Here is a 24656-nt window from a genome sequence, read left to right as displayed (position 1 = left end):
TATGCAATATTATTTGCTAATTAATTCTCGCTCTTGATTTATATTATAAAAAAAACAATTAGTTAAACCAAATACCATCAGGTTATTGTCAATTATAGGGATGCCAATTAATATCAATAATTCTAAACAAATTACTGTTTCACTCTTGAAAAGGTATAATAGGAATAATATTAATGGATAAGTTATCAATAAAAGAGAATAAATATTCTCATCTAAAAAGGTTTGAGGAGTATATGGTGTTTAAACATAAACACTATCAATAAATAATGATGAAAACAGAATTCTATTTTCAACGCTTTAGTGGTATCGCCAGACTTTATGGTGAACAGGCATTACAGCGTTTCTCTCAAGCTCATATCTGTGTCATTGGTATTGGTGGCGTGGGGTCTTGGGTCGCTGAATCACTCGCGCGTAGTGGTATAGGGCAAATTACTTTGATAGATATGGATGATGTTTGTATTACCAATACTAATCGTCAAATTCATGCTTTAAAATCTAATATAGGTAAAGCAAAAACCTCGGTGATGGCAGAGCGGATCTTACAGATTAATCCTGAATGTATTGTTAATGAAATAGATGATTTTATTAATGCCGATAACGTTAATGATTATTTGGGTTCTAAACAACATCCTCGTTATAACTATATTATTGATGCAATTGACAGCGTCAAAGATAAAGCTGCCGTTTTGGCTTATTGTAAGCGACAAAAATTAAAGGTCATTACAATCGGGGGAGCAGGGGGGCAAAAAGATCCTACACAAATTAAAATCGCTGATTTAGCGAAAACAATTCAAGACCCTTTAGCGGCTAAATTGCGCGAGCGATTGAAAAATGATTATAAACTTAACAAAGATAGTAAAGGTAAATTTACTATTCCATGTGTTTTTTCAACTGAACAATTGACTTATCCGGCATCTAATGGCCAAACTTGCTTAATGAAAAGCCAAGCGCAAGGTGCAAAAAAAATGGATTGTGAATCGGGTTTTGGGGCAATCAGCACTGTCACGGCAACATTTGGTTTTGTGGTGGTTAGTTATGTGTTAAATAAGTTAAGCATTACATAATATTTATTATTTATTTATGCTAAAAAAATATATTTTTTACTTTGTTGTAAATTGTTTTTTTTGAAATGCTTTGATATTAAATTAATAGAATTTTGAATTTTAATCAGCAAAAAAACAATAAAAATATTTGCTCTTTTAAATAACATTCATTTTTTGTGAATATCTTATTGTGTAAAGTAAAAAACTGATTTACGATATCCAACAATTTCGTTTTGCTATTATAAATATGCTTTAAATATGTTCAAGGAAGACGCCAAACGATCCAAGTTTATTTTTTAATTTTCAAGGAGAAATCTATGGCAGTAACCAATATGAATGAGTTAAATGAGTTAATGACTCGAGTTAAAAAAGCTCAGGAAACTTATTCTACTTATACTCAAGAGCAAGTTGATAAAATCTTCGTGGCAGCAGCAACAGCCGCAGCCGCAGCTCGAATCCCTCTTGCACAGCAAGCTGTTGCTGAATCAGGAATGGGGATTGTAGAAGATAAAGTTATTAAAAACTTATTTGCTGCAGAGTATATTCTTAATAAATATCGCAATGACAAAACTTGTGGTGTTGTTGCTGAAAATGAGTCTTATGGTACCATTACAATAGCGGAGCCATTAGGGATTATTTGTGGAATCGTGCCGACTACAAACCCGACTTCAACCGCAATTTTTAAATCATTAATCAGTTTAAAAACTCGTAATGCTATTGTCTTTTCACCACATCCACGCGCTAAAAAATCAACTATTGAAGCCGCTCGAATTGTGCTTGATGCAGCAATTAAAGCTGGTGCGCCAAAAGATATCATTGGTTGGATTGATGAGCCATCTATCGAATTATCAAATGCTTTAATGCATCATGATGATGTTGCTGCAATTTTAGCAACTGGTGGTCCAGGTATGGTTAAAGCGGCTTACAGTTCTGGTAAACCAGCATTAGGTGTTGGAGCAGGTAATACCCCTGTAATTATCGATGAAACTGCCGATTTAAAACGTGCTGTTGCATCAGTACTTATGTCTAAAACTTTTGATAATGGTATGATCTGTGCTTCTGAGCAAGCTATCGTTGTTGTTGATTCAGTTTATGATGAAGTACGTGATTTATTGACTCAATATGGCGCTTATGTTTTAAATGCTAAAGAAACAAAAGCTGTTCAAGGTATCATCTTAAATGATAAAGGCGCTTTAAATGCTAATATCGTAGGTCAACCAGCAACTAAGATTGCAGAAATGGCCGGCATTAAAGTTCCTGCAGGTTCGAAAGTACTTGTTGGTGAAGTAAGTAAAGTGGATTTATCTGAACCATTTGCTCACGAAAAACTTTCACCAACATTAGCTATGTTTAAAGCTAAAGACTTTAAAGAAGCAGTAGATAAAGCTGAAAAACTTGTTGAAATGGGTGGTATGGGACATACCTCAGTACTTTATACTGATCAAGATAGCAATCGTGATCGTGTTGCTTATTTTGGCAGTAAAATGAAAACATGTCGTATTTTAATCAACCAACCAGCTGCTCACGGTGGTATCGGTGATTTGTATAACTTTGATTTAGCACCATCTTTAACATTAGGATGTGGTTCTTGGGGTGGTAACTCGGTCTCAGAAAATGTCGGTCCGAAACACTTAATTAACAAGAAAACAATCGCTAAGAGAGCAGAAAACATGTTATGGCACAAATTACCAAGTTCTATCTATTTTAAACGTGGCTCACTTCCAGTTGCTTTAAATGAAGTGATTGAGCAAGGTGCCAAACGAGTATTTTTAGTAACTGATAAATTCTTATTTAATAATGGTTACTCAAAACAAATTACTGATCAACTTGAAGCGCAAGGTGTGATTTGTGAAACCTTCTTTGATGTTGAAGCTGACCCAACATTAAGTGTCGTCCGTAAAGGTACTGATTCAATGACAGCATTCCAACCTGATACTGTTATTGCTTTAGGTGGTGGTTCACCAATGGATGCGGCGAAAATTATGTGGGTTCTTTATGAACACCCAGAAACTAAATTTGACGAATTAGCATTGCGTTTTATGGATATTCGTAAACGTACTTGTCATTTCCCTAATATGGGTAAAAAAGCAAAACTAATTTGCGTGACAACCACATCAGGTACTGGTTCTGAAGTGACACCGTTTGCGGTAGTTACTGATGATGCAACTGGTCAAAAATATCCATTAGCTGATTACGCAATTACACCAAACATGGCAATTGTCGATGCTAACTTAGTTATGAATATGCCAAAATCACTTTGTGCTGCAGGTGGTTATGATGCGGTAACTCATGCTTTAGAAGCTTATGTGTCAATTATGGCAAGCGAGTTTTCTGATGGTCAAGCATTACAAGCATTAAGTTTATTAAAAGCTTACTTGCCAACAAGCTACAAAGAAGGAGCAAAAAATCCTATCGCTCGTGAAAAAGTGCATAATGCTGCAACTTTAGCCGGTGTTGCGTTTGCTCAATCATTCTTAGGTGTTTGCCACTCAATTGCCCATAAAATTGGTGCGGCATTCCACATTCCTCATGGTGTAGCGAATGCGATGTTAATTAGTAATGTTGTTCGCTTTAATGCAACGGATAAACCAACTAAACAAGGTACATTTAGCCAATATGGTTATCCTCAAGCTGTAAGACGTTATGCTGAGATTGCTGAACATCTTGGTTTAACTGTAGCAACAGATAAAGACGAAAAGAAAGTTGAGAAACTAATTGCTTGGTTAGATCAATTAAGAAAAGATCTAGATATTCCTTTCTCTATCAAAGAGTTTGGTGTAGATGAGAAAACTTTCTTAGCTCAAGTTGATCAACTTGCAGTTGATGCATTTGATGACCAATGTACTGGTGCTAATCCTCGCTATCCTTTAATTGCAGAATTAAAACAAATTCTACTTGATACTTACTATGGTCGTGCGTATCAAGATAAAGGTGATATTAGTGAAGATGTAGCTGTTCACACTGCCGCTAAAGGTGCAGCAGCAACGACAACTAAGAAAAAAGCGCCAAAAAAGAAATAATTTAAATATTATTCTTGATTAGCAAAAGCCTGAGATAGTTTATATCTCGGGCTTTTTTATTGTTTAATTTTATTAAACTTATAAATTCTGCTTGAAATTCGTTATGGTATTGCGTCAATATAAGGGCAATATTCATAATAATTTTGCTATTAATACCGTTTTTAAACAGTATTTTGTAACTAAAACCAAGAAAAAAGCGTAAAAAAAGAAATAATTTAACATATATTTTTTGATTAAAAAAAATTCTGAAATAGTTTATATCTCAGTCTTTTTTGGTTTTTTTGATTTTTTTTTAAGCAAACAATAAAAAAAATGTTTTTTTTGCTTGCAAGCTTAAATGTTCTAGTACATAATGCGCAGCACTTAGGCCGGCTTAGCTCAGTAGGTAGAGCAACTGACTTGTAATCAGTAGGTCGCCAGTTCGATTCCGGCAGCCGGCACCATTTTCCTAAGTAAACAGTTTATAATGATTCGGGGTGGGGTTCCCGAGCGGCCAAAGGGAGCAGACTGTAAATCTGCCGTGTCACACTTCGAAGGTTCGAATCCTTCCCCCACCACCATTATCTAACATTAGCAATTGCTAATTGAAGCATTTAGGTAGCCGAGTTTGAACATGCGGGCATCGTATAATGGCTATTACCTCAGCCTTCCAAGCTGATGATGCGGGTTCGATTCCCGCTGCCCGCTCCAATTGCTGATATAGCTCAGTTGGTAGAGCGCACCCTTGGTAAGGGTGAGGTCGGCAGTTCAAATCTGCCTATCAGCACCATTCTTGTTACTTTCCTAAACCTTCTAAAAAAATTAGATTTGACTGCTTTAGAGCTTGTCACTTGACGGCTTTATCTGGTATCATTCAGAGCTAATTTTAAGTTAGTATTATGTTAAAACTAAATATGATACTTGGTTAATGTGGTGAATCACCACCGATTTGTATTACATTGAGGGACGATAAATGTCTAAAGAAAAATTTGAACGTACAAAACCCCACGTTAACGTTGGTACAATCGGCCACGTTGACCATGGTAAAACAACTTTAACTGCAGCGATCACATCAGTATTATCTAAAAAATACGGTGGTCAAGCTCGTGCATTCGATCAAATCGATAACGCACCAGAAGAAAAAGCTCGTGGTATCACCATCAATACTTCACACGTTGAATACGATACACCAACTCGTCACTACGCACACGTAGACTGCCCAGGCCATGCTGACTATGTTAAAAACATGATCACTGGTGCGGCACAAATGGACGGCGCTATCTTAGTAGTAGCAGCAACTGATGGTCCAATGCCACAAACTCGTGAGCACATTCTTTTAGGTCGTCAAGTAGGTGTACCTTACATCATCGTATTCTTAAACAAATGTGATATGGTTGATGATGAAGAGTTATTAGAATTAGTTGAAATGGAAGTACGTGAACTTCTATCTCAATATGATTTCCCAGGTGACGATACACCAGTAATTCGTGGTTCAGCGCTTAAAGCGTTAGAAGGCGATGCAGCATGGGAAGACAAAATTGTAGAATTAGCAGAAGCATTAGACAGCTACATTCCAGAACCAGAGCGTGACATTGATAAACCATTCTTATTACCAATCGAAGACGTATTCTCAATCTCAGGCCGTGGTACAGTAGTAACAGGTCGTGTAGAGCGCGGTGTAATCAAAGTTGGTGAAGAAGTTGAAATCGTTGGTATCAAACCAACAACTAAAACAACTTGTACTGGTGTTGAAATGTTCCGTAAATTACTAGACGAAGGTCGTGCTGGTGAGAACGTAGGTGTATTATTACGTGGTACAAAACGTGAAGAAATCGAACGAGGTCAAGTATTAGCAAAACCAGGTTCAATTACTCCACATACAGATTTCGAATCAGAAGTGTATATTCTAAGTAAAGATGAAGGTGGTCGTCATACTCCATTCTTCAAAGGTTACCGTCCACAGTTCTACTTCCGTACAACAGACGTAACAGGTACTATTGAATTACCAGAAGGCGTAGAAATGGTAATGCCAGGTGATAACATCAAAATGACAGTATCATTAATTCACCCAATCGCAATGGCAGACGGTTTACGTTTCGCTATCCGTGAAGGTGGTCGTACTGTTGGTGCTGGTGTTGTTGCTAAGGTTATTAAATAATTTAAGCAAGTACGATCTAGAAAGGGTATCTTTTGATACCCTTTCTTACCTAGTCTGTTTAGCAAAATGTTTTTAGAGAAAGAGCATTTTGGAAAATGGATAATATTATAAATAACATAATCATAGGTTTTATATGCTAGTAAGTAACGAGAGTCAAGATACAAGCACTGTTCTAGACAAATTTAAATGGGTTTTGGTTCTAGTATTAATTGCGTTAATTGTTTGGGGAAATTCTTATTTCTCTGTACCTAATGATATATATCAACCAAATGCGATCGTTCGAATTATTGCAGTTGTTGTGGTTTCGCTTTTAACCTTATTTATTGCATTTACAACCACTAAAGGAAAATCGTTTATAGCATTTCTGCAAGAATCACGAAAAGAACTAAGAAAAGTTGTATGGCCTACTCGTAAAGAAACTGTACAAACGACCTTATTAATCGCTGTTATTACCGTTATTGTTGGTACTGCGCTTTGGGGAATGGATTCTTTGTTCCGTTCAATCATCTTTTATCTAACTTCAATAGGGCGTTAATATGAGTGAAACACAACAAAAACGCTGGTATGTGATCCAAGCTTATTCTGGCTATGAAGCACGTGTTGCACAATCATTACGTGAGTATATTAAATTACATAATATGGAAGATTCTTTTGGCGAAGTTTTAGTACCAACCGAAGAAGTTGTAGAAATGAAAAGTGGACAGCGCCGTAAAAGCGAACGTAAATTTTTCCCAGGTTATGTTTTAGTTGAAATGACGATGAACGATGCAACTTGGCATTTAGTTAAAAGTGTACCAAGAACTATGGGATTCATTGGTGGAACATCAGATAGACCAGCACCAATTAGCCAACGTGAAGTTGATGCAATTATGAATCGTCTACAGCAAGTTGGTGATAAACCTCGTCCGAAAACATTATTTGAGCCAGGTGAACTTGTTCGGGTTAACGAAGGTCCATTTGCTGACTTTAATGGTGTAGTTGAAGAAGTGGATTATGAAAAAAGCCGCTTAAAAGTATCGGTTTCTATTTTTGGTCGTTCTACGCCTGTTGAATTAGATTTTAGCCAAGTAGAAAAAAGTTAATCTGTTTGTCATCTAATTAAAAAAATCACAGCATATAGCTGTGATTTTTTGTTTTAGGTGTTTAAATTTTACTAAACTGATAGTTAATTAGCCTCGAACTCTTCCAATTGCTGTTGTAGCTCTAACCATTTTGATTCTGATTCATCTAATTCAGCCTTTAAATTACTTTGATTAAGTAATAATTGCGTTAATTCTGATTTTTTATCAGTTTCGTAAATTGATGAATCAGCTAATTGCTCTTCAATGACTTTTAACTGATCATTTAAACGAGCAATAGTTTGTTCTTCTTTATGTAACTGTTTTTTCAATGGTTGTATTTGTGCTCTGGCTTCTGCATCTTTTCGTTTCTGTTCTTTACGTTCTTGTGCAGAAACTTTAGGCAACACTTCTTTTTTTACTGGTTTATCTTTTTCTTGCGGTTGATTTTCAGCCTTTTGCTCATCGGTCAACCATTTATGATAGTCATCAAGATCACCATTAAAAGGTTCAACTTTATGATCATGAACTAAATAAAACTCATCAGTGGTAGAACGTAATAAATGCCTATCATGCGATACCACAACTAATGCACCTTCAAAATCGATTAATGCTTCAGTCAATGCTTGTCGCATATCTAAATCTAAGTGGTTTGTTGGCTCATCGAGTAACAGTAGATTTGGTTTTTGCCAAACAATTAACGCTAAAACTAATCGAGCCTTTTCGCCACCAGAAAATGTTTTTACTGGCTCACTAACTTTATCACCATGAAAATCAAATCCTCCCAAATAATTACGTAATTCTTGTTCGGTATTCTTTGGTTCTGCAAGTTGTTTTAAATGCCATAAAGCTGATTCATCAGCCCGTAAGTATTCCAATTGATGTTGCGCAAAATAGCCTAATTGTACCCCTTTAGCTAAACTAATCTGCCCTTGCATCGGTGGTAATTCGCCAGCTAGCAGTTTAATCAGTGTTGATTTACCAGCACCGTTACGACCTAACAAACCGATACGTGAGCCAGGTACTAAATTAAGTTTAATCTGCTCTAAAACAACTTTATCACCATACCCTGCAACGATATTTTCCATGGTTAATAAAGGACTAGGTAAGAATTCTGGTCGTCGAAATTTAAAATGAAAAGGATTGTCAACATGAGCGGGGGCAATTAATTCCATTCTTTCTAACATTTTTATTCGACTTTGAGCCTGTTTTGCTTTGGTTGCTTTAGCCCTAAAACGATCGATATAGCTTTGCAAATGAGCAACTTTAAGTTGCTGACTTTCATACATGGATTGTTGTTGCGCCAGTTTTGCCGAGCGCTGTATCTCAAATGATGAATAGTTACCAGTGTATTCAAATAATTTCTTCTGTTCAATATGAATGATTTTATTAACCAATGGATCTAAGAAATCACGGTCATGAGAGATTAAAATAAGTGTACCTTGATAATTACTTAACCATTTTTCTAACCACATCACAGCATCTAAATCAAGATGGTTGGTTGGTTCATCAAGAAGCAGTAAATCAGAACGGCACATTAACGCTTGCGCTAAATTAAGTCGCATACGCCAACCACCAGAGTAGGATTTAACTGGTAACGTTAATTGTTCATTGGAAAAACCTAAACCATGCAATAATGTTGCTGCTCGAGAGCGGATAGTCCAAGCATCGATATTATCAAGTTTTTCATGGATAAGGGCGATTTGTTCACCGTTATTTTTTTCGTAAGCAATCTCTAAATCTTGTTCTAATTTGCGAAACTCACGATCGCCATCAATAACATATTCGATAGCCGCTGTATCTAATGCTGGAGTTTCTTGGTTTACCCATGCTAATTGCCATTGGGCAGGAATAGAAACACTGCCAGCATCTGTTTGAATTTCACCTTTAATTAAAGAAAAAAGTGTGGACTTACCACAGCCATTTTTACCGACTAATCCAACTTTCTGTTTAGGATTTATTGTTGCAGAGGCATTATCTAAAAGTAGATTAATACCTCTACGAATTTGGATAGAATCAAACACTATCATGACGAAGTCACCTATGATTCAATATAAAATGTGTTATGCTAACAAAAAATAAAGCGTATGCAAAATGATAATAGGAAATTTAACATGGTAATGAATTCTTATTGCCTAACCCCTAAAATTGCTCAACAGATTGTTGACAGAACCATGAAAATTATTGATTGTAATATCAATGTAATGAATGGGGATGGTTGTATTATTGGTAGTGGTGATTTAGAACGTATTGGAGAATTACATGAAGGTGCAATACTGGCTATATCTCAAAAAAGAACTGTTTCAATTGATGGCACAATGGTTAAACGTCTGAAAGGCGTTAAACCGGGTATCAATTTACCATTAAAACTTAATGATCGTATCGTTGGCGTTATTGGTTTAACTGGTGAACCATCCGATATTCGACAATTTGGTGAATTGGTTTGTATGTCAGCAGAAATGATGATGGAACAAACCCAATTATTACAAGAATTATCTTATGATAATCGTTTAAAAGAAGAATTGATTCTTACTCTAATTGAAAAAGAAGTTTTGCCTGAAAGTATGGTGCAATGGGTTAAACGATTAGATATTAATTTACAGTTACCGCGAGTAGTATGCATGATTGAAGTCGATAGTGGCCAATTAGGCATTGATACTGCTATGAGCGAATTACAACATCTACAAAATCAAATACAACATGTTAGCCAAAATAATTTAGTTGCGATTAAATCTATTACTGAGTTAGTTATTTTAATTCCTGCTTTAAATCGCTATGGACGATGGGATTTACTAGAACACAAAAAGAAATTAGAACAATTAGTGATTACCATCAAAGATTCCACTCATTTAGATATTCGAATTTCATTAGGTAATTATTTTGAACAACATCCTTATCCATTAGTTAAATCTTATCAAACCGCTAAAACAACAATGTTAATTGGTAAGCAAAGAATGCCAAATATCCGTAATTATTATTACCAAGAACTTATTCTTCCCGTTTTATTACATGGTTTAAGTTATGATTGGCAAGCTGAAGAATTATTATTACCTTTAAAAAAATTAAGGATGGGTGATAATAATGGTGTACTGCAAAAAACATTGCAAACATGGTTTAAGAATAATGTACAAAATGGTGATACGGCTAATGAATTGTTTATTCATCGCAATACATTAGAATATCGATTAAATAAAATTGCTAATTTGACTGGTTTAAATCTAGCCAAATTTGACGATCGATTATTATTATATATTGGATTACAGTTGGACAGAAACGAATAAATTCTAAATACACTTTTTATTTTTTAATAATTAAGGTGTATTTAGAATCGCAATTAATAATATATTTATATGTAATTTATTGTTTTTTAGGTAACTGGTGCCGGATTAAAAATAGCTAGTGGATTGTATAATTTCCAATGATCTGACCATGGTTGTTTGCGCCCACTAGCCACATCTAGGATTAAATGGAAAAGTCTCCAACCGATATCCTCAATAGTTGCTTCGCCTAAAGCAATATCTCCAGCACTAATATCAATAAGGTCGAACCATTGTTCTGCGACAATATTACGGCTAGACATTTTAATGACAGGTACCATCGCTAATCCATATGGTGTTCCACGGCCAGTAGTGAAAACTTGCAATGTGATACCTGATGCAACTTGTTGAGCACCACAAACAAAATCACTAGCCGGCGTTGCAGCAAAAATCAGACCTTTTTTGGTAGGTCTTTGACCAGGAGATAACACTTCGACAATCGGACTTGTGCCTGATTTTGCAATAGATCCCATTGCTTTTTCAACTATGTTATTTAAGCCACCCTTCTTATTGCCTGGTGTAGTATTGGCGCTACGATCAACTTTTCCTGCCGCAAGATATTCATCATACCATTGCATTTCTCGAATTAGTGCTTTACCGACTTCTTCATCAGCTGCTCTTGGCGTCAGCAAATGAATACCATCACGAACTTCGGTTACTTCAGAAAACATAACTGTTGCACCACATCTTACTAATAAGTCAGAAGCAAAGCCAACTGATGGATTTGATGTAACACCTGAGAATGCATCACTACCACCACATTGCATTCCGACGATTAATTCTGATGCAGGCACTGTTTCACGTTTGCGTTGGTTTAGACGTTGTAAGTGTTTTTCTGCCACACGCAAAATATGATCAACCATGGCTTTAAACCCATGTTCATCTTGTAAAGTAACAAGGTCATCATCTTCTAATTTTATCGGAATAGTATCGTGAGTACCTTTTAGTAGTCTTTCAGGTTGTAACTTTTCACATCCCAAACTGATCACCATAATTTCGCCACCAAAATTAGGATTCTTAGCTAAGTTATGAATAGAACGAATTGGTACAATAGCTGCTGGAGCGTCAATGGCTACACCACAACCATATAAATGGGTCAGTGGCACGACGCCATCTACATTAGGATATTTTGGTAATAAATCACGTTCAATGATTTTTGCAACATATTCAACAACGCCCGAAACACAATTAACACTCATGGTAATACCAAGTATATTCCTAGTGCCTACCGAACCATCTTTGTTGCGGTAACCTTCAAAAGTATAACCTTCTAAAGGTGGTAACGGATCCGTTTTTTTCGTTGCTATTTCTAATTCATGCAATTCTGGTGCAGTAGGCATCAGTGTTACAGCTTCATTTATCCAGCTACCTTGTTTAATGTCTTTTTTAGCGTAACCAATGGTTTCACCATAACGTATTATAGCTTGTCCTTGGTTGATATCATTTAATGCAACTTTATGCCCTTGAGGTACATCTTCAATTAATTGTAGTCCATTGTCAAAAATTGTACCTTTGGGTAATCCATTATTATTGACAACAATCGCAACATTATCAATTTCTTTAATTTTGATAAAGAGCGGCTTGTTAATTTGCTTCTCCATTACTCAACTCCCATTATGCTAATTAATTTTTTATATATTAATTAATAGCAAATTAAATTTTATAACATTTCTCATAATTTCTTCGTTATATCTTAAATCCGAATAAAATAAATAGCATTGTGCATATTCACAATTATAAGTTCATAAATTAGCTAAATATCATAAAAATACCCATAAAAGTCGCTTTGTATCACAAAATTTTGTAGTTTTATTAAATTTTTGTGAAGAAAGTAACATTTATTTGTGTATTTGCATATAAATAAATATGATTGGTGCGGATATTTTGTGGTTTTGCCCAATGATATTTTATGGTGAACCATCCATACTTACTCACCATTAGTGGATTATCTTAGAAACGTAAAAAAGTCTATTTATTTTCTACTTCAGCTATACCTTTTATATTTAATAATTAAATTTAGGAAATTATAAGTTTAGGAGCTAAACATGGAAATAAACAAAACCAAACAAAAAAGGACTAACGCCAGATGGATGACGGTCGTTTTTTTATTTATAGTCACAGCGATTAACTACGGCGACCGAGCAACATTAGGTATAGCTGGAAAAGCAATGTCGGGGGAATTAGGATTTGATGCAGCAGCCATGGGATGGGTGATGTCATCATTTGGTATTGCTTATGTAATAGGACAATTACCTGGAGGATGGTTACTAGATAGATTCGGTTCTAAACGAGTTTATTTTTTAAGTATTCTATTTTGGTCTATTTTTACTCTATTACAAGGGACTGTACACTTCTTTATTGGTGCTTGGGCACTAATTATGCTTTTTACCTTCCGTTTTTTAATGGGGCTTGCCGAAGCACCTTCATTCCCTGGAAACAGCCGTATTACCGCCGCATGGTTTCCAGCTAAAGAAAGAGCAACAGCAGTAGCCATTTTTAACTCTGCACAATATTTTGCAACGGTTATTTTTGCACCAATTATGGGTTGGTTGACTCATGAGTATGGTTGGCAATCAGTATTCTTCTTTATGGGAGGATTGGGTATTTTTGTCAGTGCTGTTACTTTGTTTGTTATTCGCAACCCAAAAGATCATCCTTTAGCTAATCAAGCAGAAGTTGATTATATCGTTGAAGGTGGTGCTTTAGTTGATATGGATCAGAAAAAAGACAATGGTAAACAAGAAGGTCCAAAATTAGGTTATTTATGGCAATTATTGACCAATAGAATGTTGCTTGGTGTTTATTTAGGTCAATATTGTATTAACTGTTTAACATTCTTCTTTATTACTTGGTTCCCTATTTATTTGGCAACACAGCGTGGAATGAACATTAAAGAAGTAGGCTTTGCTGCTGCAGTTCCTGCTATTTGTGGCTTTATTGGTGGAATTAGTGGTGGGGTTATTTCTGATTTCATTATGCGCAAAACCAATTCTTTATCAATAGCCCGTAAAACACCAATCATTTTAGGCATGCTATTCTCAATGACTATGATTATGTGTAATTACGTTGATTCAATTGGACTAGTTATTTTATTTATGTCGATGGCTTTCTTCGGCAAAGGTGTTGGAGCGTTAGGTTGGGCAGTAATGGCTGATACAGCACCAAAAGAGATGAGTGGTCTAGCTGGTGGTTTATTCAATATGTTTGGTAATGCATCAAGTATCATTTCTCCAATTATTATTGGTTATATTGTGGCATGGACAGGGCGCTTTGAATGGGCATTAGTGTTTGTTGCCGGTCATGCGTTTGTTGCTGCTTTTAGTTATTTAGTTCTTGTTGGTCCAATTAAACGAATGGAATTAAAGAAAAAGGATTAAATAATAACGAAAAAAAATTATGAAATGGAGAATCGTAGTATGAATACTCAATCAGTGCCAATTATTACTTCGATGCAAGTTATACCTGTTGCAGGTTATGACAGTATGTTAATGAACATTGGTGGTGCTCACGGTCCATACTTTACCCGTAATATTGTTATATTAACAGATAATGCTGGTCATGTTGGTGTTGGTGAGGCTCCTGGTGGTTCAACAATTGAAAATGCATTGAAGGAAGCTTGTGCACATGTTGAAGGTAGACCTATTTCGATTCTTAACCGTATCGTAAATGATATGCATCAAGGCTATTTAGATTCTGATTATGATACTTTTGGTAAAGGTGCATGGACATTTGAACTACGAGTTAATGCTGTAGCAGCTTTGGAATCAGCACTGTTAGATTTAATGGGGCAATTTTTAAATGTGCCTGTGGCTGAATTATTGGGTGGTGGCAAACAAAGAGATGAAGTAACTGTTTTAGGCTATTTGTTTTATATTGGTGATGATAAGAAAACTGATCTACCTTATGACCAGCCACTCAAAAATGGTCATGAATGGTACAACATTCGACGCCGCGAAGCGATGACAGTTCAGTCGGTAATAGAATTAGCTGAAGTAGCAAAAGATCGCTATGGTTTTAAAGATTTTAAAATGAAAGGTGGTGTATTAGCTGGTGAAAAAGAGATTGAAACGGTCACTGAGCTAAAAAAACGTTTTTCAGATGCTAGAATTACTTTAGATCCTAATGGCGGTTGGTTATTGGAAGATGCTATACGATTATGTAAAGGGCTTAACCATGTCCTGACTTATGCCGAAGACCCTTGTGGTGCAGAAAATGGTTATTCGGGACGTGAAGTAATGGCAGAGTTTCGTCGTGCCACAGGTCTACCAACAGCAACGAATATGGTTGCAACTAACTGGCGAGAAATGTGTCACTCTATTATGTTACAAGCCGTTGATATACCTTTAGCAGATCCGCATTTTTGGACTTTAACTGGTGCAAGTCGGGTTGCTCAGCTTTGTCATGAATGGGGATTAACTTGGGGTTGCCATTCTAACAATCATTTTGATATCTCATTAGCGATGTTTAGTCATGTTGGTGCATCGGCACCAGGCAATCCAACTGCACTTGATACTCATTGGATATGGCAGGAAGGACAGGCCAGATTGACTAAAAATCCATTAGAAATAAGTAATGGCAAAATTAAACTGCATGATAAACCGGGATTAGGCATTGAATTAGATATGCAACAAATTATGAATGCTCATGAATTACATAAAAAATTAGCAAATGGTGCACGTAATGATGCTATTGCAATGCAGTATTTAATACCTGGTTGGCAGTTTGATCGTAAACGACCTTGCATGGTTCGTTAAAACAGAATTAGAGAAATACAAGAAATTTAAGAGGTTAATATTATGAGTTTATCAACGCCAATTATAACGGAAATGAATGTTTATCCTGTCGCTGGATATGACAGTATGCTACTTAATTTAAGTGGTGCACATTCACCGTATTTTACTCGGAATATTGTTATCCTAAAAGATAACTCAGGCAACATTGGTGTCGGCGAAGTACCGTGCGTCGGAACGGTTACTAAAACATTAGAAGATGCTAAATCATTAGTTGTTGGTCAATCTATTGGCCAATATAAAAATGTGATGAATCGAGTGCGTCTTCAATTTGCTGATCGTGATGTTGGTGGTCGAGGCAATCAGACATTTGATCAACGTTCAACAATTCACGTTGTTACTGCGATTGAAGCAGCTATGTTAGATCTACTAGGTAAACATTTAGGCGTTACTGTGGCATCATTACTTGGCGATGGTCAACAACGTGATGAAGTGGAAATGCTAGGATACTTATTTTATGTCGGTGATCGCAACAAAACAGATTTACCTTATCAAAGTCAAAATGATGAAAAATGTGATTGGTATCGCCTACGACATGAAGAAGCACTAACGCCTGAAAAAATTGCCCAATTGGCTGAAGCTACTTATGAAAAATATGGTTTCCGCGATTTTAAATTAAAAGGCGGTGTTTTATCAGCAGAAGATGAAGCAGAAGCAGTAATAGCAATTAAAAAGAAATTCCCAGATGCTCGAGTAACACTTGACCCTAACGGAGGATGGTTATTAGAGGAAGCGATTCGTATTGGTAAATATTTGAAAAATACTTTGGCTTATGCAGAGGATCCTTGTGGTGCTGAACAAGGTTATTCAGGGCGAGAAGTCATGGCTGAATTTCGTCGGGCCACGGGTTTACCGACTGCTACCAACATGATTGCAACCGATTGGCGTCAAATGGGACATACATTATCGTTACAATCTGTTGATATTCCATTAGCTGATCCACATTTTTGGACCATGAATGGCTCAGTTCGTGTTGCACAAATGTGTCATGAATTTGGTTTAACATGGGGCTCACATTCTAATAACCATTTTGATATCTCTTTAGCTATGTTCACACACGTAGGTGCAGCAGCACCAGGCAATCCAACTGCACTGGATACTCATTGGATTTGGCAGGAAGGTAACCAACGTTTAACGAAAGAACCATTACAAATTATTAATGGTAAAATTAAGGTTCCTGAAAAACCAGGATTAGGCATTGAAATTGATATGGATCAAGTAATGAAAGCTCATGAGTTATTTAAGAAAATGGGTCTTGGTAACCGAAATGATGCCATGGCCATGCAATATTTAATTCCTGGCTGGCAGTTTGATAATAAAAAACCATGTTTGGTTAGATAATTGAACTATTATTATCAAAAATAACTCGAGAATTTAAAAGGTAAATTATGAAAAAAATAACCTGCCACAACCAATTTAAGCAAGATATGTTAGAGCGTAAAAAACTTATTGGTTGTTGGGCTGCTTTAGGAAATCCAATTTCAACAGAAATACTTGGTTTAGCTGGTTTTGATTGGTTGTTACTAGATGGTGAGCATGCGATTAATGATGTTACCACGTTTGTACCGCAATTGATGGCATTAAAAGATAGTAGTAGTGCACCAATAGTTCGTCCTGCTTGGAATGATCAAGTTTTAATTAAGCGATTACTTGATATTGGGTTTTATAATTTCTTAATCCCATATGTAGAAACAGTCGAACAAGCCAAATCAGCAGTAGCTTATACCCGCTATCCACCTGAGGGGGTAAGAGGGGTTTCTGTTTCTCATCGTAGTAATGGCTTTGGCACTATTACTGATTATTTTACTAAAATTAATCAAAATATTTGTGTTGTGGTACAAATTGAAACTCAACAAGCAGTTAATAATGTTGAAGCAATAACTGCAGTTGATGGTATTGATGGTATTTTTGTTGGACCGAGTGATCTCTCTGCTTCATTAGGCCATTTTGGTAATCCTAAGCACCCTGAAGTGCAAGCAGCGATAAAACATGTTTTTGATGTTGCTAAAGCACAAGGTAAAGCATGCGGTATTTTGGCACCAATAGAAGCTGATGTTCATCATTATATTGATATGGGGGCAACATTCGTTGCTGTAGGTAATGATCTAGGTTTATTAAGAAGTTCAACCCAAGCACTAGCAGATAAGTTTTTAAAGTAACGAATACTATTTTAGTCGTAAAAAAAGGAGAGTAAAATGAAAATTGGTTTTATTGGTTTAGGTATTATGGGTAAACCGATGAGCAAAAACCTGTTAAAAGCAGGTTATTCATTAGTCGTTTGTGATAAAAATCAATCTGCAGTCGACGAAGTAGTGGCTGCAGGGGCACAAAGTGCCGTAAATGCTAAAGAAGTTGCTAAACTTTGTGATGTGATTATTACCATGTTACCAAATTCACCGCATGTAAAAGAGGTTGTATTAGGTGAAGATGGGATAATTGATGGTGCTAAATCTGGTACTACGATTATTGATATGAGTTCAATTGCACCATTGGCAAGCCGTGAAATTCATGATGAAGTCGTTAAAAAAGGATTGGCAATGTTAGATGCGCCAGTGAGTGGCGGTGAACCTAAAGCGATTGATGGTACTTTATCGGTCATGGTAGGTGGTGATAAAGCTATCTTTGATAAACATTATGACATAATGAAAGCCATGGCTGGTTCAGTGGTTTACACTGGTGAAATTGGTGCTGGTAATGTAACTAAATTAGCAAATCAAGTTATTGTTGCTTTGAACATTGCGGCTATGTCAGAAGCATTAGTTTTAGCAACTAAAGCTGGCGTAAATCCAGAGTTAGTTTATCAAGCAATTCGTGGTGGATTAGCTGGAAGTACTGTACTAGATGCTAAAGCACCAATGGTTTTAAATCGTAATTTTAAACCTGGTTTCAGAATTGATTTACATATCAAAGATTTACAAAATGCTTTAGATACTTCGCATGGTGTTGGAACATCATTACCATTAACTGCATCTGTAATGGAAATGATGCAAGTCCTAAAAACTGATGGTCTGGGTGATTGTGATCATAGTGCATTAGCACGTTACTATGAATCTTTAGCAAAAATAGAAATTAAATAATTAAGGTTAAGATTGAGTATGGCGACATACTCAATACTTTGACTAATTGCATAAGGATAAATATGAAAATTGTCATTGCTCCTGATTCTTTTAAAGAAAGCCTAAGTGCTATTGAGGTTGCTAATATAATTAAAAAGGGATTTTTAAACGTATACCCAAAGGCTGAATACTTTTTGATTCCAGTTGCTGATGGTGGTGAAGGTACTGTTGATGCAATGGTTGATGCATTAAATGGAAATAAAATCACAGTATCGATTACTGACCCATTAGGTGAAAAAGGTTTGGCTTTTTATGGTATTTCAGGAGATGGACAAACAGCGGTAATTGAAATGGCCGCAGCAAGCGGTCTTGAAAGAGTTCCTGTTACTAAGCGAGATGCGAAAATTACGACTTCATATGGTACTGGAGAATTAATCAAAGATGCACTAGATAAAGGTTGTAAAAAATTTATTATTGGTATTGGCGGGAGTGCTACCAATGACGGTGGTGCTGGCATGTTACAGGCTCTAGGTGTCAAGCTTCTTGATAAAGCCGGTAACCAAATTGGTTATGGTGGAGCTTCATTAAGCGAGCTTGATAAAATTGATATTAGTGAAATTGACCACAGAATTAAATTCTGTGATTTCGAAGTTGCTTGTGATGTTACTAATCCTTTGACTGGTGCGAATGGTGCTTCATTTATATTTGGTCCGCAAAAAGGCGCGACACAAGATGATGTTCGTTTACTTGATGAAAATCTGAAACATTTTGCTCAAGTAATAAAACGTAGCTTTAATATGGATATTGAATTTACCCCAGGGACGGGAGCTGCTGGTGGAATGGGGGCTGCTTTATTAGCGTTTATGAATGCTAAATTAAGGCCTGGAATTGAAATTATTACTGAAGCACTAAATCTAGATAAGCTTATTTCTAATGCAGATTTAGTTATTACCGGTGAAGGGCGATTAGATTACCAAAGTATCAATGGTAAAGTACCTGTAGGGGTTGCTAGTATTGCCAAAAAATACCAAAAACCAGTAATTGCTATTGTTGGTAGTTTGGGTGACAAGGCTGAAACCATTTATCCTTATGGTATTAATGCCATGTTTAGTATTTTAAGTAAAGTTGCGACTTTGTCTGAAGTACTAGAATCAGCAACGGCAAAAGCAAATCTTTATCAAACCTCAATGAATATTGCCTTAACACTTAATTTAGGCCGTAACCTTAAATAGTCATAAATACCCTTTATCAGTATCCTGATAAAGGGCATCATAATCATATTATCGTTTAAGTGCTGACAAAGATCTGCGAATAATAAGACAACAGATCGTAATGAAAACAAATAATCCTAAATATTGAGACATATTGCCTAAGTCAGGGAATATTGCCAGAGGTGCATCTCCACCACCATTAGTGACACTAATGACAATCACAATGGCAAGTATAACACCAACTAAACTTTCACCGACGATTAAACCTGATGCAATTAAGGATGCTTTACGATCTACTTTTTTGAACTCAGTTTCTGGATCTAAATTTAGTTTTTCTGCTTTCACATATGCCTGACGTTTTACTATCCATGATAATAATGAACCGATAAATATAGCCATTGTAATACTTGGTGGTAAGTAAATACCTAGTCCGACAGCTAAAGCAGGTAGACGGAATTTAGTTTTCTTTTTGGCTAAAATTAGGTCAATGATGATAACTGTTGCGCCTACCGCTAAACCTATCAAAATCATTGTCCAATCTAGATTATGAGAAAAAATTCCTTTAGCTATGGTCGTCATCAAAGTTGCTTGAGGCGCGGCTAATACTTGGGTAGGATCCATATTTGGACGAGGAACCGCACCAGTAAAACCATAAGCGTTATAGAGTATTTCAAGAATAGGGGCAATCACAATTGCACCGACAACACAACCAATTAAAAGGGCTACTTGTTGTCGCCATGGTGTGGCATGAACTAAATAACCTGTTTTCAAATCTTGTAAATTATCATTTGAAATACATGCAATTGATAACACAACACTAGTTGTGAATAGGGCTAATGCAGTGATAAAGTCAGTTCCTTCAACTGAGGATAGCATACCATGTGTTTCACTTAAGCCAAGCAATATTAGTGAAATAGCTATAGCAGCAACAATGGCAATACCTGATATAGGACTGGCTGAAGAACCAACTAAACCAGCCATATAACCACAGGCAGCGGCAACTAAAAATCCCATAACAAACGCAAATAAAACTGCACAAATGACTAGCAACCAAGCAATACCAGTTGATAAACCACTATCAGAAATAAAAGAGTAAAATGTTGCAACTAAGATAATTAACATGCCAGCCATAATCATAAAAATAGTTTTTGGTGACAAGTCTCTATCTGTTCGATCAATATCGTTTACCGAAATATCTGAGCGAAGTGTTTTTAACGATGTTTTTAAACCTTCAATAACTGGTTTGATTAAAGTCAGTAATGTCCAGACTGCGGCAATCGCTATGGTACCTGCACCGATAAAACGAATATCTGTGGCCCACAATCCCATTGCAATTTTAGATAGAGGTTGGGAAGTATCATAATCAGTAAGGGCACTTAGGATTGGAATACCAAATCCCCAAGCTATAATGGTTCCGATTAATACCGCAATTCCTGAAATAATACCAATTAGATAGCCAGCACTAAGTAATGCTAATGAAAATCCCATTGGGATCTGAAATATTGATTTACCACCAGTAAACCAATAAGCAGTGCTATCAGATAATAAACGAAATCCATTAGTAAATAAGCTCACTGTAGAGGCGATAATACCGCCAAATACGATATCCTTTAATCCATCATTTGCTTCTTTATCGTTAGTTTTCGAACCAGCTTTTAATATTTCAGCAGCAGCGACACCTTCTGGATAAGGTAAATCACTTTTCACTACCATAACATGACGTAATGGAATAGAAAATAATACCCCTAACATGCCGCCAGCAGCGCAAACTGAAAAGGTTAGCCAGAAAGGAAAATTACTCCAATATCCCATCATTAATAAACCAGGCATAACGAAAATAACAGATGATAAAGTTCCAGCTGCGGAGGCTTGAGTTTGCACCATATTATTTTCTAAAATTGTCGATCCTGAAAATAATCGTAAAATAGCCATGGAAATGACTGCGGCAGGAATGGCTGATGAAAAAGTTAATCCGACTTTCAAGCCTAAATAGACATTGGAGGCTGTAAAGACGATAGTAATTAAAGCACCAAGAATGGTACCGCGTAGTGTAAGTTCTCGTAAATTATTCATACTACCTATATACTAAAGTTAAATTGATAGCCTGTTATTATATACTTAATTATGTTTTATCTGCCATTAATTCTACAATTAAGTTCATATTTTGCCCATTTTCTTGGTTTATTTGCTGTAAGTTATTTTTATTCTTAAACAATAAAATTTGTATATTAAAGATTAGTCACAGCGTAATTATGCTATGCTGGTTATATTCTTAATCATTAACCAATTGTGAGAAAAATGTTAAGCGAATTAAAACGATTGCAGGATATTACTAAAAAGTTACGTAACCCTATTGATGGCTGTGAATGGGACAGCAAACAAACTTTTGACTCGTTAAAATCCTATACTTTGGAAGAGACCTATGAAGTCTTAGATGCAATTGATAGACAAGATATGGCTGAACTTAAAAGTGAACTGGGTGACCTACTGTTTCAGATTGTGTTTTATGCGGATTTAGCCAACCAACAAGGTTTGTTTAATTTTGATGATATTTGTCAATCAGTGGCTGATAAATTGATAAGTCGTCATCCGCATATTTTTTCAAATAATACGAGTAAACCAAATTGGGAACAGCTTAAACAACAAGAACGTGATAAGCGGGAGCAATATTCGCTATTAGATGATATTCCCAATGCTATTCCGGCATTAATGAAGGCTGAAAAAATCCAAAAACGTTGTGCGTCAGTTGGATTTGATTGGACTGAACTACAACCAGTCATAGCTAAAGTTAAAGAAGAACTTAATGAAGTTGAACAAGAATTAGCACAATCAACTATTGAGCAATCAAAAGTTGCAGAAGAAATGGGCGATCTGTTGTTTGCTACCGTCAATTTGGCAAGACATCTAAAAGTTAAATCGGAGTTATGCTTACAAAATGCTAATAACAAGTTTATTAGGCGATTTAAACAAGTTGAATTGCTACTAAAGCAAAAAAATCGCAATTTAGTTGATGCAACACTTGAAGAAATGGAAGATGCATGGCAAATTGTCAAGCAAACAGAAAAATCATCTAGCGAAGTAAATAAAAATGACTGAACAAAAAAATGAATTATATCAAGAAATAGAGGCTTGGTCTCAAAATGCTATTTTACATAGCCCAACTTGGAGTATTAATCAATTGGATTACTCTGAAAAGAGTATTACTGTTGTTGAAATGATTATTGGTGAAATGGCAGATAAAAGCTTTGGTCTTCCTGAAGAACAACTCAATATGATATCACAAGAATATGGCTGTTATCTGTTACTAACTGCACATAAATTATATGGTGGTCAGTTCTATTGGAATCAGGAATTTGAACAACCGATGTTAATTTGTTGTGAGCCCGATGCCACTATTGCGTTATTAACATGGAATAAAGTAAAAGGACGTTTATTGGGTGATAAAACCGATCATATTGCTTATTTTTTGGATGAATTTGGTAAAGCTACTTTTCAACCAGAAAAAGGCACTCAACGTGTCTATTTATAAAAAATGACTTATATTTCATAAATAAACCCGCCATAAATTAGCGGGTTCAAATGTTGAATTGGAATTCAAGCGTCGTTTTTAAACTTCTAAGTAATCCAAGATTCCTTCAGCAGCTTTACGCCCTTCACTTATTGCCGTAACGACTAAATCAGAACCACGCACAGCATCTCCGCCAGCAAAGATTTTGGTATTCGAGGTTTGATAACCTTTGCTTTCTGGGGCAATTATCCGTCCTCTATCGTCAAAATCAACTCCATGTTCAGCTAACCACGGCATCGCATGCGGTTTAAAGCCAAATGCCATTACCACCGCATCCGCCGGTAACACAAATTCTGAGCCTTCAATAATCACTGGTGAGCGACGACCTTTCGCATCGGGTTCGCCAAGCTCGGTTCTTACCATTTTTACGCCAGTAACATGTCCTACATTGTTAATTTCAATACTCAGCGGTTGCACATTGAATTGGAACTGCGCGCCTTCTTCTTTAGCATTTTTTACTTCACGTTTAGAACCAGGCATATTGGCTTCATCACGGCGATAGGCACACGTCACCTCAGTAGCACCTTGACGGATAGACGTTCTTACGCAGTCCATGGCTGTATCACCACCGCCTAATACCACGACACGTTTATTTTTCATATCTACATAAGGCGCATCGTCAGTTTGTTGGTGCTGCATAATATGTTTAGTATTAGCAATTAAAAATGGTAATGCATCATAGACACCATCAGCATCTTCATTTTCAAGCCCGGCACGCATTGATTGATAAGTACCAGCACCGACAAAAATAGCATCAAATTCACTGATAAGATCAGCTAATTGTACGGTTTTGCCGACTTCAGTATTTAGACGGAATTCAATCCCCATTTCGGTAAAGATGCGTCTACGATGAATTAAGACCTCTTTATCTAATTTGAAGGCAGGGATACCGAAAGTTAATAAACCGCCAATTTCTGGATGGCGATCGAAAACGACTGGTGTAATACCATTACGAACTAATACATCAGCACAAGCAAGACCAGCCGGACCAGCGCCGATTATTGCGACTCTTAAGCCTGTTTTTTCAACATTAGATAAATTTGGTTTCCAGCCCATTTTGAACGCTTCATCAGTAATATAACGTTCAATATTACCAATGGTTACCGCACCAAATTCAGTATTTAAGGTACAAGATCCTTCACACAGACGATCTTGTGGACAAACTCGACCACATACCTCAGGTAAACTATTAGTTTGATGAGATAACTCAACCGCTTCTAAAATTTTACCTTCAGTAACTAATTTTAACCAATTTGGAATGTAATTGTGGACTGGACAACGCCATTCACAATAAGGGTTACCACAAGCAAGGCAACGATCTGCCTGTGCTTGAGATTGCGAAGCTGAAAAGCCTTCATAAATTTCTACAAATTCAATTTTACGAATGTTTAGCGATTTTTTAGGCGGATCGACACGTTGTAAATCGATAAACTGATAAACATTTTGACTCATATCG

At 36.2% G+C, this 24656-nt stretch carries 18 protein-coding genes and 4 tRNA genes; 18 read left to right on the top strand and 4 right to left on the bottom strand.

The window, feature by feature from the left end; translation table 11 throughout:
- Positions 1–269: 269 nt before the first annotated feature.
- The 9 genes from tcdA to nusG all read left to right on the top strand — a co-directional run bounded on the left by tcdA (position 270) and on the right by nusG (position 7282).
- Positions 270–1064: a tRNA cyclic N6-threonylcarbamoyladenosine(37) synthase TcdA gene (gene tcdA, locus H3U96_RS07365; RefSeq protein ID WP_370545638.1), complete on the top strand. Its 795-nt coding sequence runs from the start codon at positions 270–272 to the stop codon at positions 1062–1064.
- Positions 1065–1360: 296 nt separating this feature from the next.
- Positions 1361–4063: a bifunctional acetaldehyde-CoA/alcohol dehydrogenase gene (gene adhE, locus H3U96_RS07360; RefSeq protein WP_198196153.1), complete on the top strand. Its 2703-nt coding sequence runs from the start codon at positions 1361–1363 to the stop codon at positions 4061–4063.
- 367 nt (positions 4064–4430) lie between these two features.
- Positions 4431–4506: transfer RNA gene (locus tag H3U96_RS07355), tRNA-Thr, on the top strand.
- 32 nt (positions 4507–4538) lie between these two features.
- A tRNA-Tyr gene (locus H3U96_RS07350) sits at positions 4539–4623 on the top strand.
- Positions 4624–4678: 55 nt separating this feature from the next.
- A tRNA-Gly gene (locus tag H3U96_RS07345) sits at positions 4679–4753 on the top strand.
- A gap of 3 nt (positions 4754–4756) precedes the next feature.
- A tRNA-Thr gene (locus H3U96_RS07340) sits at positions 4757–4832 on the top strand.
- Between the two features lie 183 nt (positions 4833–5015).
- Entirely contained in the window at positions 5016–6200 is a 1185-nt protein-coding gene (gene tuf, locus H3U96_RS07335; protein WP_034900851.1) for an elongation factor Tu, read from the top strand.
- Positions 6201–6333: 133 nt separating this feature from the next.
- Entirely contained in the window at positions 6334–6735 is a 402-nt protein-coding gene (gene secE, locus H3U96_RS07330) for a preprotein translocase subunit SecE (protein ID WP_034900849.1), read from the top strand.
- Between the two features lies 1 nt (position 6736).
- Positions 6737–7282, top strand: a complete 546-nt coding sequence (gene nusG / locus H3U96_RS07325) for a transcription termination/antitermination protein NusG (protein WP_034900847.1) — start codon at positions 6737–6739, stop codon at positions 7280–7282.
- Positions 7283–7365: 83 nt separating this feature from the next.
- Here the strand turns inward: nusG and H3U96_RS07320 are convergent, their stop codons facing one another.
- Complete coding sequence (locus H3U96_RS07320; RefSeq protein WP_198196151.1) at positions 7366–9288, bottom strand: ABC transporter ATP-binding protein; 1923 nt, start codon at positions 9286–9288, stop codon at positions 7366–7368.
- Between the two features lie 90 nt (positions 9289–9378).
- Between H3U96_RS07320 and H3U96_RS07315 the strand changes: the two genes are divergently transcribed.
- A complete protein-coding gene (locus tag H3U96_RS07315) occupies positions 9379–10539 on the top strand; it encodes a sugar diacid recognition domain-containing protein (RefSeq protein ID WP_198196204.1) in 1161 nt (386 codons plus the stop codon).
- Between the two features lie 86 nt (positions 10540–10625).
- Here H3U96_RS07315 and garD read toward each other — a convergent pair whose 3' ends face one another.
- Complete coding sequence (garD, locus tag H3U96_RS07310; RefSeq protein ID WP_370545637.1) at positions 10626–12164, bottom strand: galactarate dehydratase; 1539 nt, start codon at positions 12162–12164, stop codon at positions 10626–10628.
- Between the two features lie 456 nt (positions 12165–12620).
- Between garD and H3U96_RS07305 the strand changes: the two genes are divergently transcribed.
- The 6 genes from H3U96_RS07305 to H3U96_RS07280 all read left to right on the top strand — a co-directional run bounded on the left by H3U96_RS07305 (position 12621) and on the right by H3U96_RS07280 (position 19653).
- Positions 12621–13952 carry an MFS transporter gene (locus H3U96_RS07305; protein WP_034900846.1) on the top strand — a complete coding sequence of 444 codons (1332 nt, stop codon included), beginning with the start codon at positions 12621–12623 and terminating at the stop codon, positions 13950–13952.
- Between the two features lie 39 nt (positions 13953–13991).
- Positions 13992–15329, top strand: coding sequence for an enolase C-terminal domain-like protein (locus H3U96_RS07300; protein WP_065577657.1), 1338 nt, complete (start codon positions 13992–13994; stop codon positions 15327–15329).
- Positions 15330–15371: 42 nt separating this feature from the next.
- On the top strand, positions 15372–16706 hold the full coding sequence (gudD, locus tag H3U96_RS07295; protein ID WP_034900842.1) for a glucarate dehydratase: 1335 nt from the start codon (positions 15372–15374) through the stop codon (positions 16704–16706).
- Between the two features lie 47 nt (positions 16707–16753).
- Positions 16754–17524 carry a 2-dehydro-3-deoxyglucarate aldolase gene (garL, locus tag H3U96_RS07290; protein ID WP_034900840.1) on the top strand — a complete coding sequence of 257 codons (771 nt, stop codon included), beginning with the start codon at positions 16754–16756 and terminating at the stop codon, positions 17522–17524.
- 36 nt (positions 17525–17560) lie between these two features.
- Positions 17561–18442, top strand: a complete 882-nt coding sequence (gene garR / locus H3U96_RS07285) for a 2-hydroxy-3-oxopropionate reductase (protein ID WP_198196147.1) — start codon at positions 17561–17563, stop codon at positions 18440–18442.
- A 62-nt stretch (positions 18443–18504) separates the two neighbouring features.
- Positions 18505–19653, top strand: coding sequence for a glycerate kinase (locus tag H3U96_RS07280; protein ID WP_086357482.1), 1149 nt, complete (start codon positions 18505–18507; stop codon positions 19651–19653).
- A gap of 48 nt (positions 19654–19701) precedes the next feature.
- Here H3U96_RS07280 and H3U96_RS07275 read toward each other — a convergent pair whose 3' ends face one another.
- Entirely contained in the window at positions 19702–21705 is a 2004-nt protein-coding gene (locus tag H3U96_RS07275) for an OPT family oligopeptide transporter (protein ID WP_065577654.1), read from the bottom strand.
- A gap of 225 nt (positions 21706–21930) precedes the next feature.
- On the opposite strand from H3U96_RS07275, the gene mazG reads away from it, so the two are divergent.
- Both mazG and H3U96_RS07265 read left to right on the top strand, forming a co-directional pair.
- The gene (gene mazG, locus H3U96_RS07270; RefSeq protein ID WP_198196145.1) at positions 21931–22728 is read left to right on the top strand and encodes a nucleoside triphosphate pyrophosphohydrolase; all 798 of its coding nucleotides are present in this window, start codon (positions 21931–21933) and stop codon (positions 22726–22728) included.
- A complete protein-coding gene (locus tag H3U96_RS07265; RefSeq protein ID WP_034900816.1) occupies positions 22721–23161 on the top strand; it encodes a hypothetical protein in 441 nt (146 codons plus the stop codon). Before mazG ends, H3U96_RS07265 begins: the two co-directional genes overlap by 8 nt.
- 78 nt (positions 23162–23239) lie before the next feature.
- Here the strand turns inward: H3U96_RS07265 and H3U96_RS07260 are convergent, their stop codons facing one another.
- Positions 23240–24652, bottom strand: a complete 1413-nt coding sequence (locus H3U96_RS07260; RefSeq protein WP_198196143.1) for an FAD-dependent oxidoreductase — start codon at positions 24650–24652, stop codon at positions 23240–23242.
- Positions 24653–24656 lie beyond the last annotated feature (4 nt).

It is taken from the genome of Gilliamella sp. M0364 (genome assembly GCF_016100565.1).
Lineage (GTDB): Bacteria > Pseudomonadota > Gammaproteobacteria > Enterobacterales > Orbaceae > Gilliamella > Gilliamella apis.
Note: the sequence above shows the minus strand (reverse complement) of the source record. Positions and strands in the feature narration are given on the sequence as shown.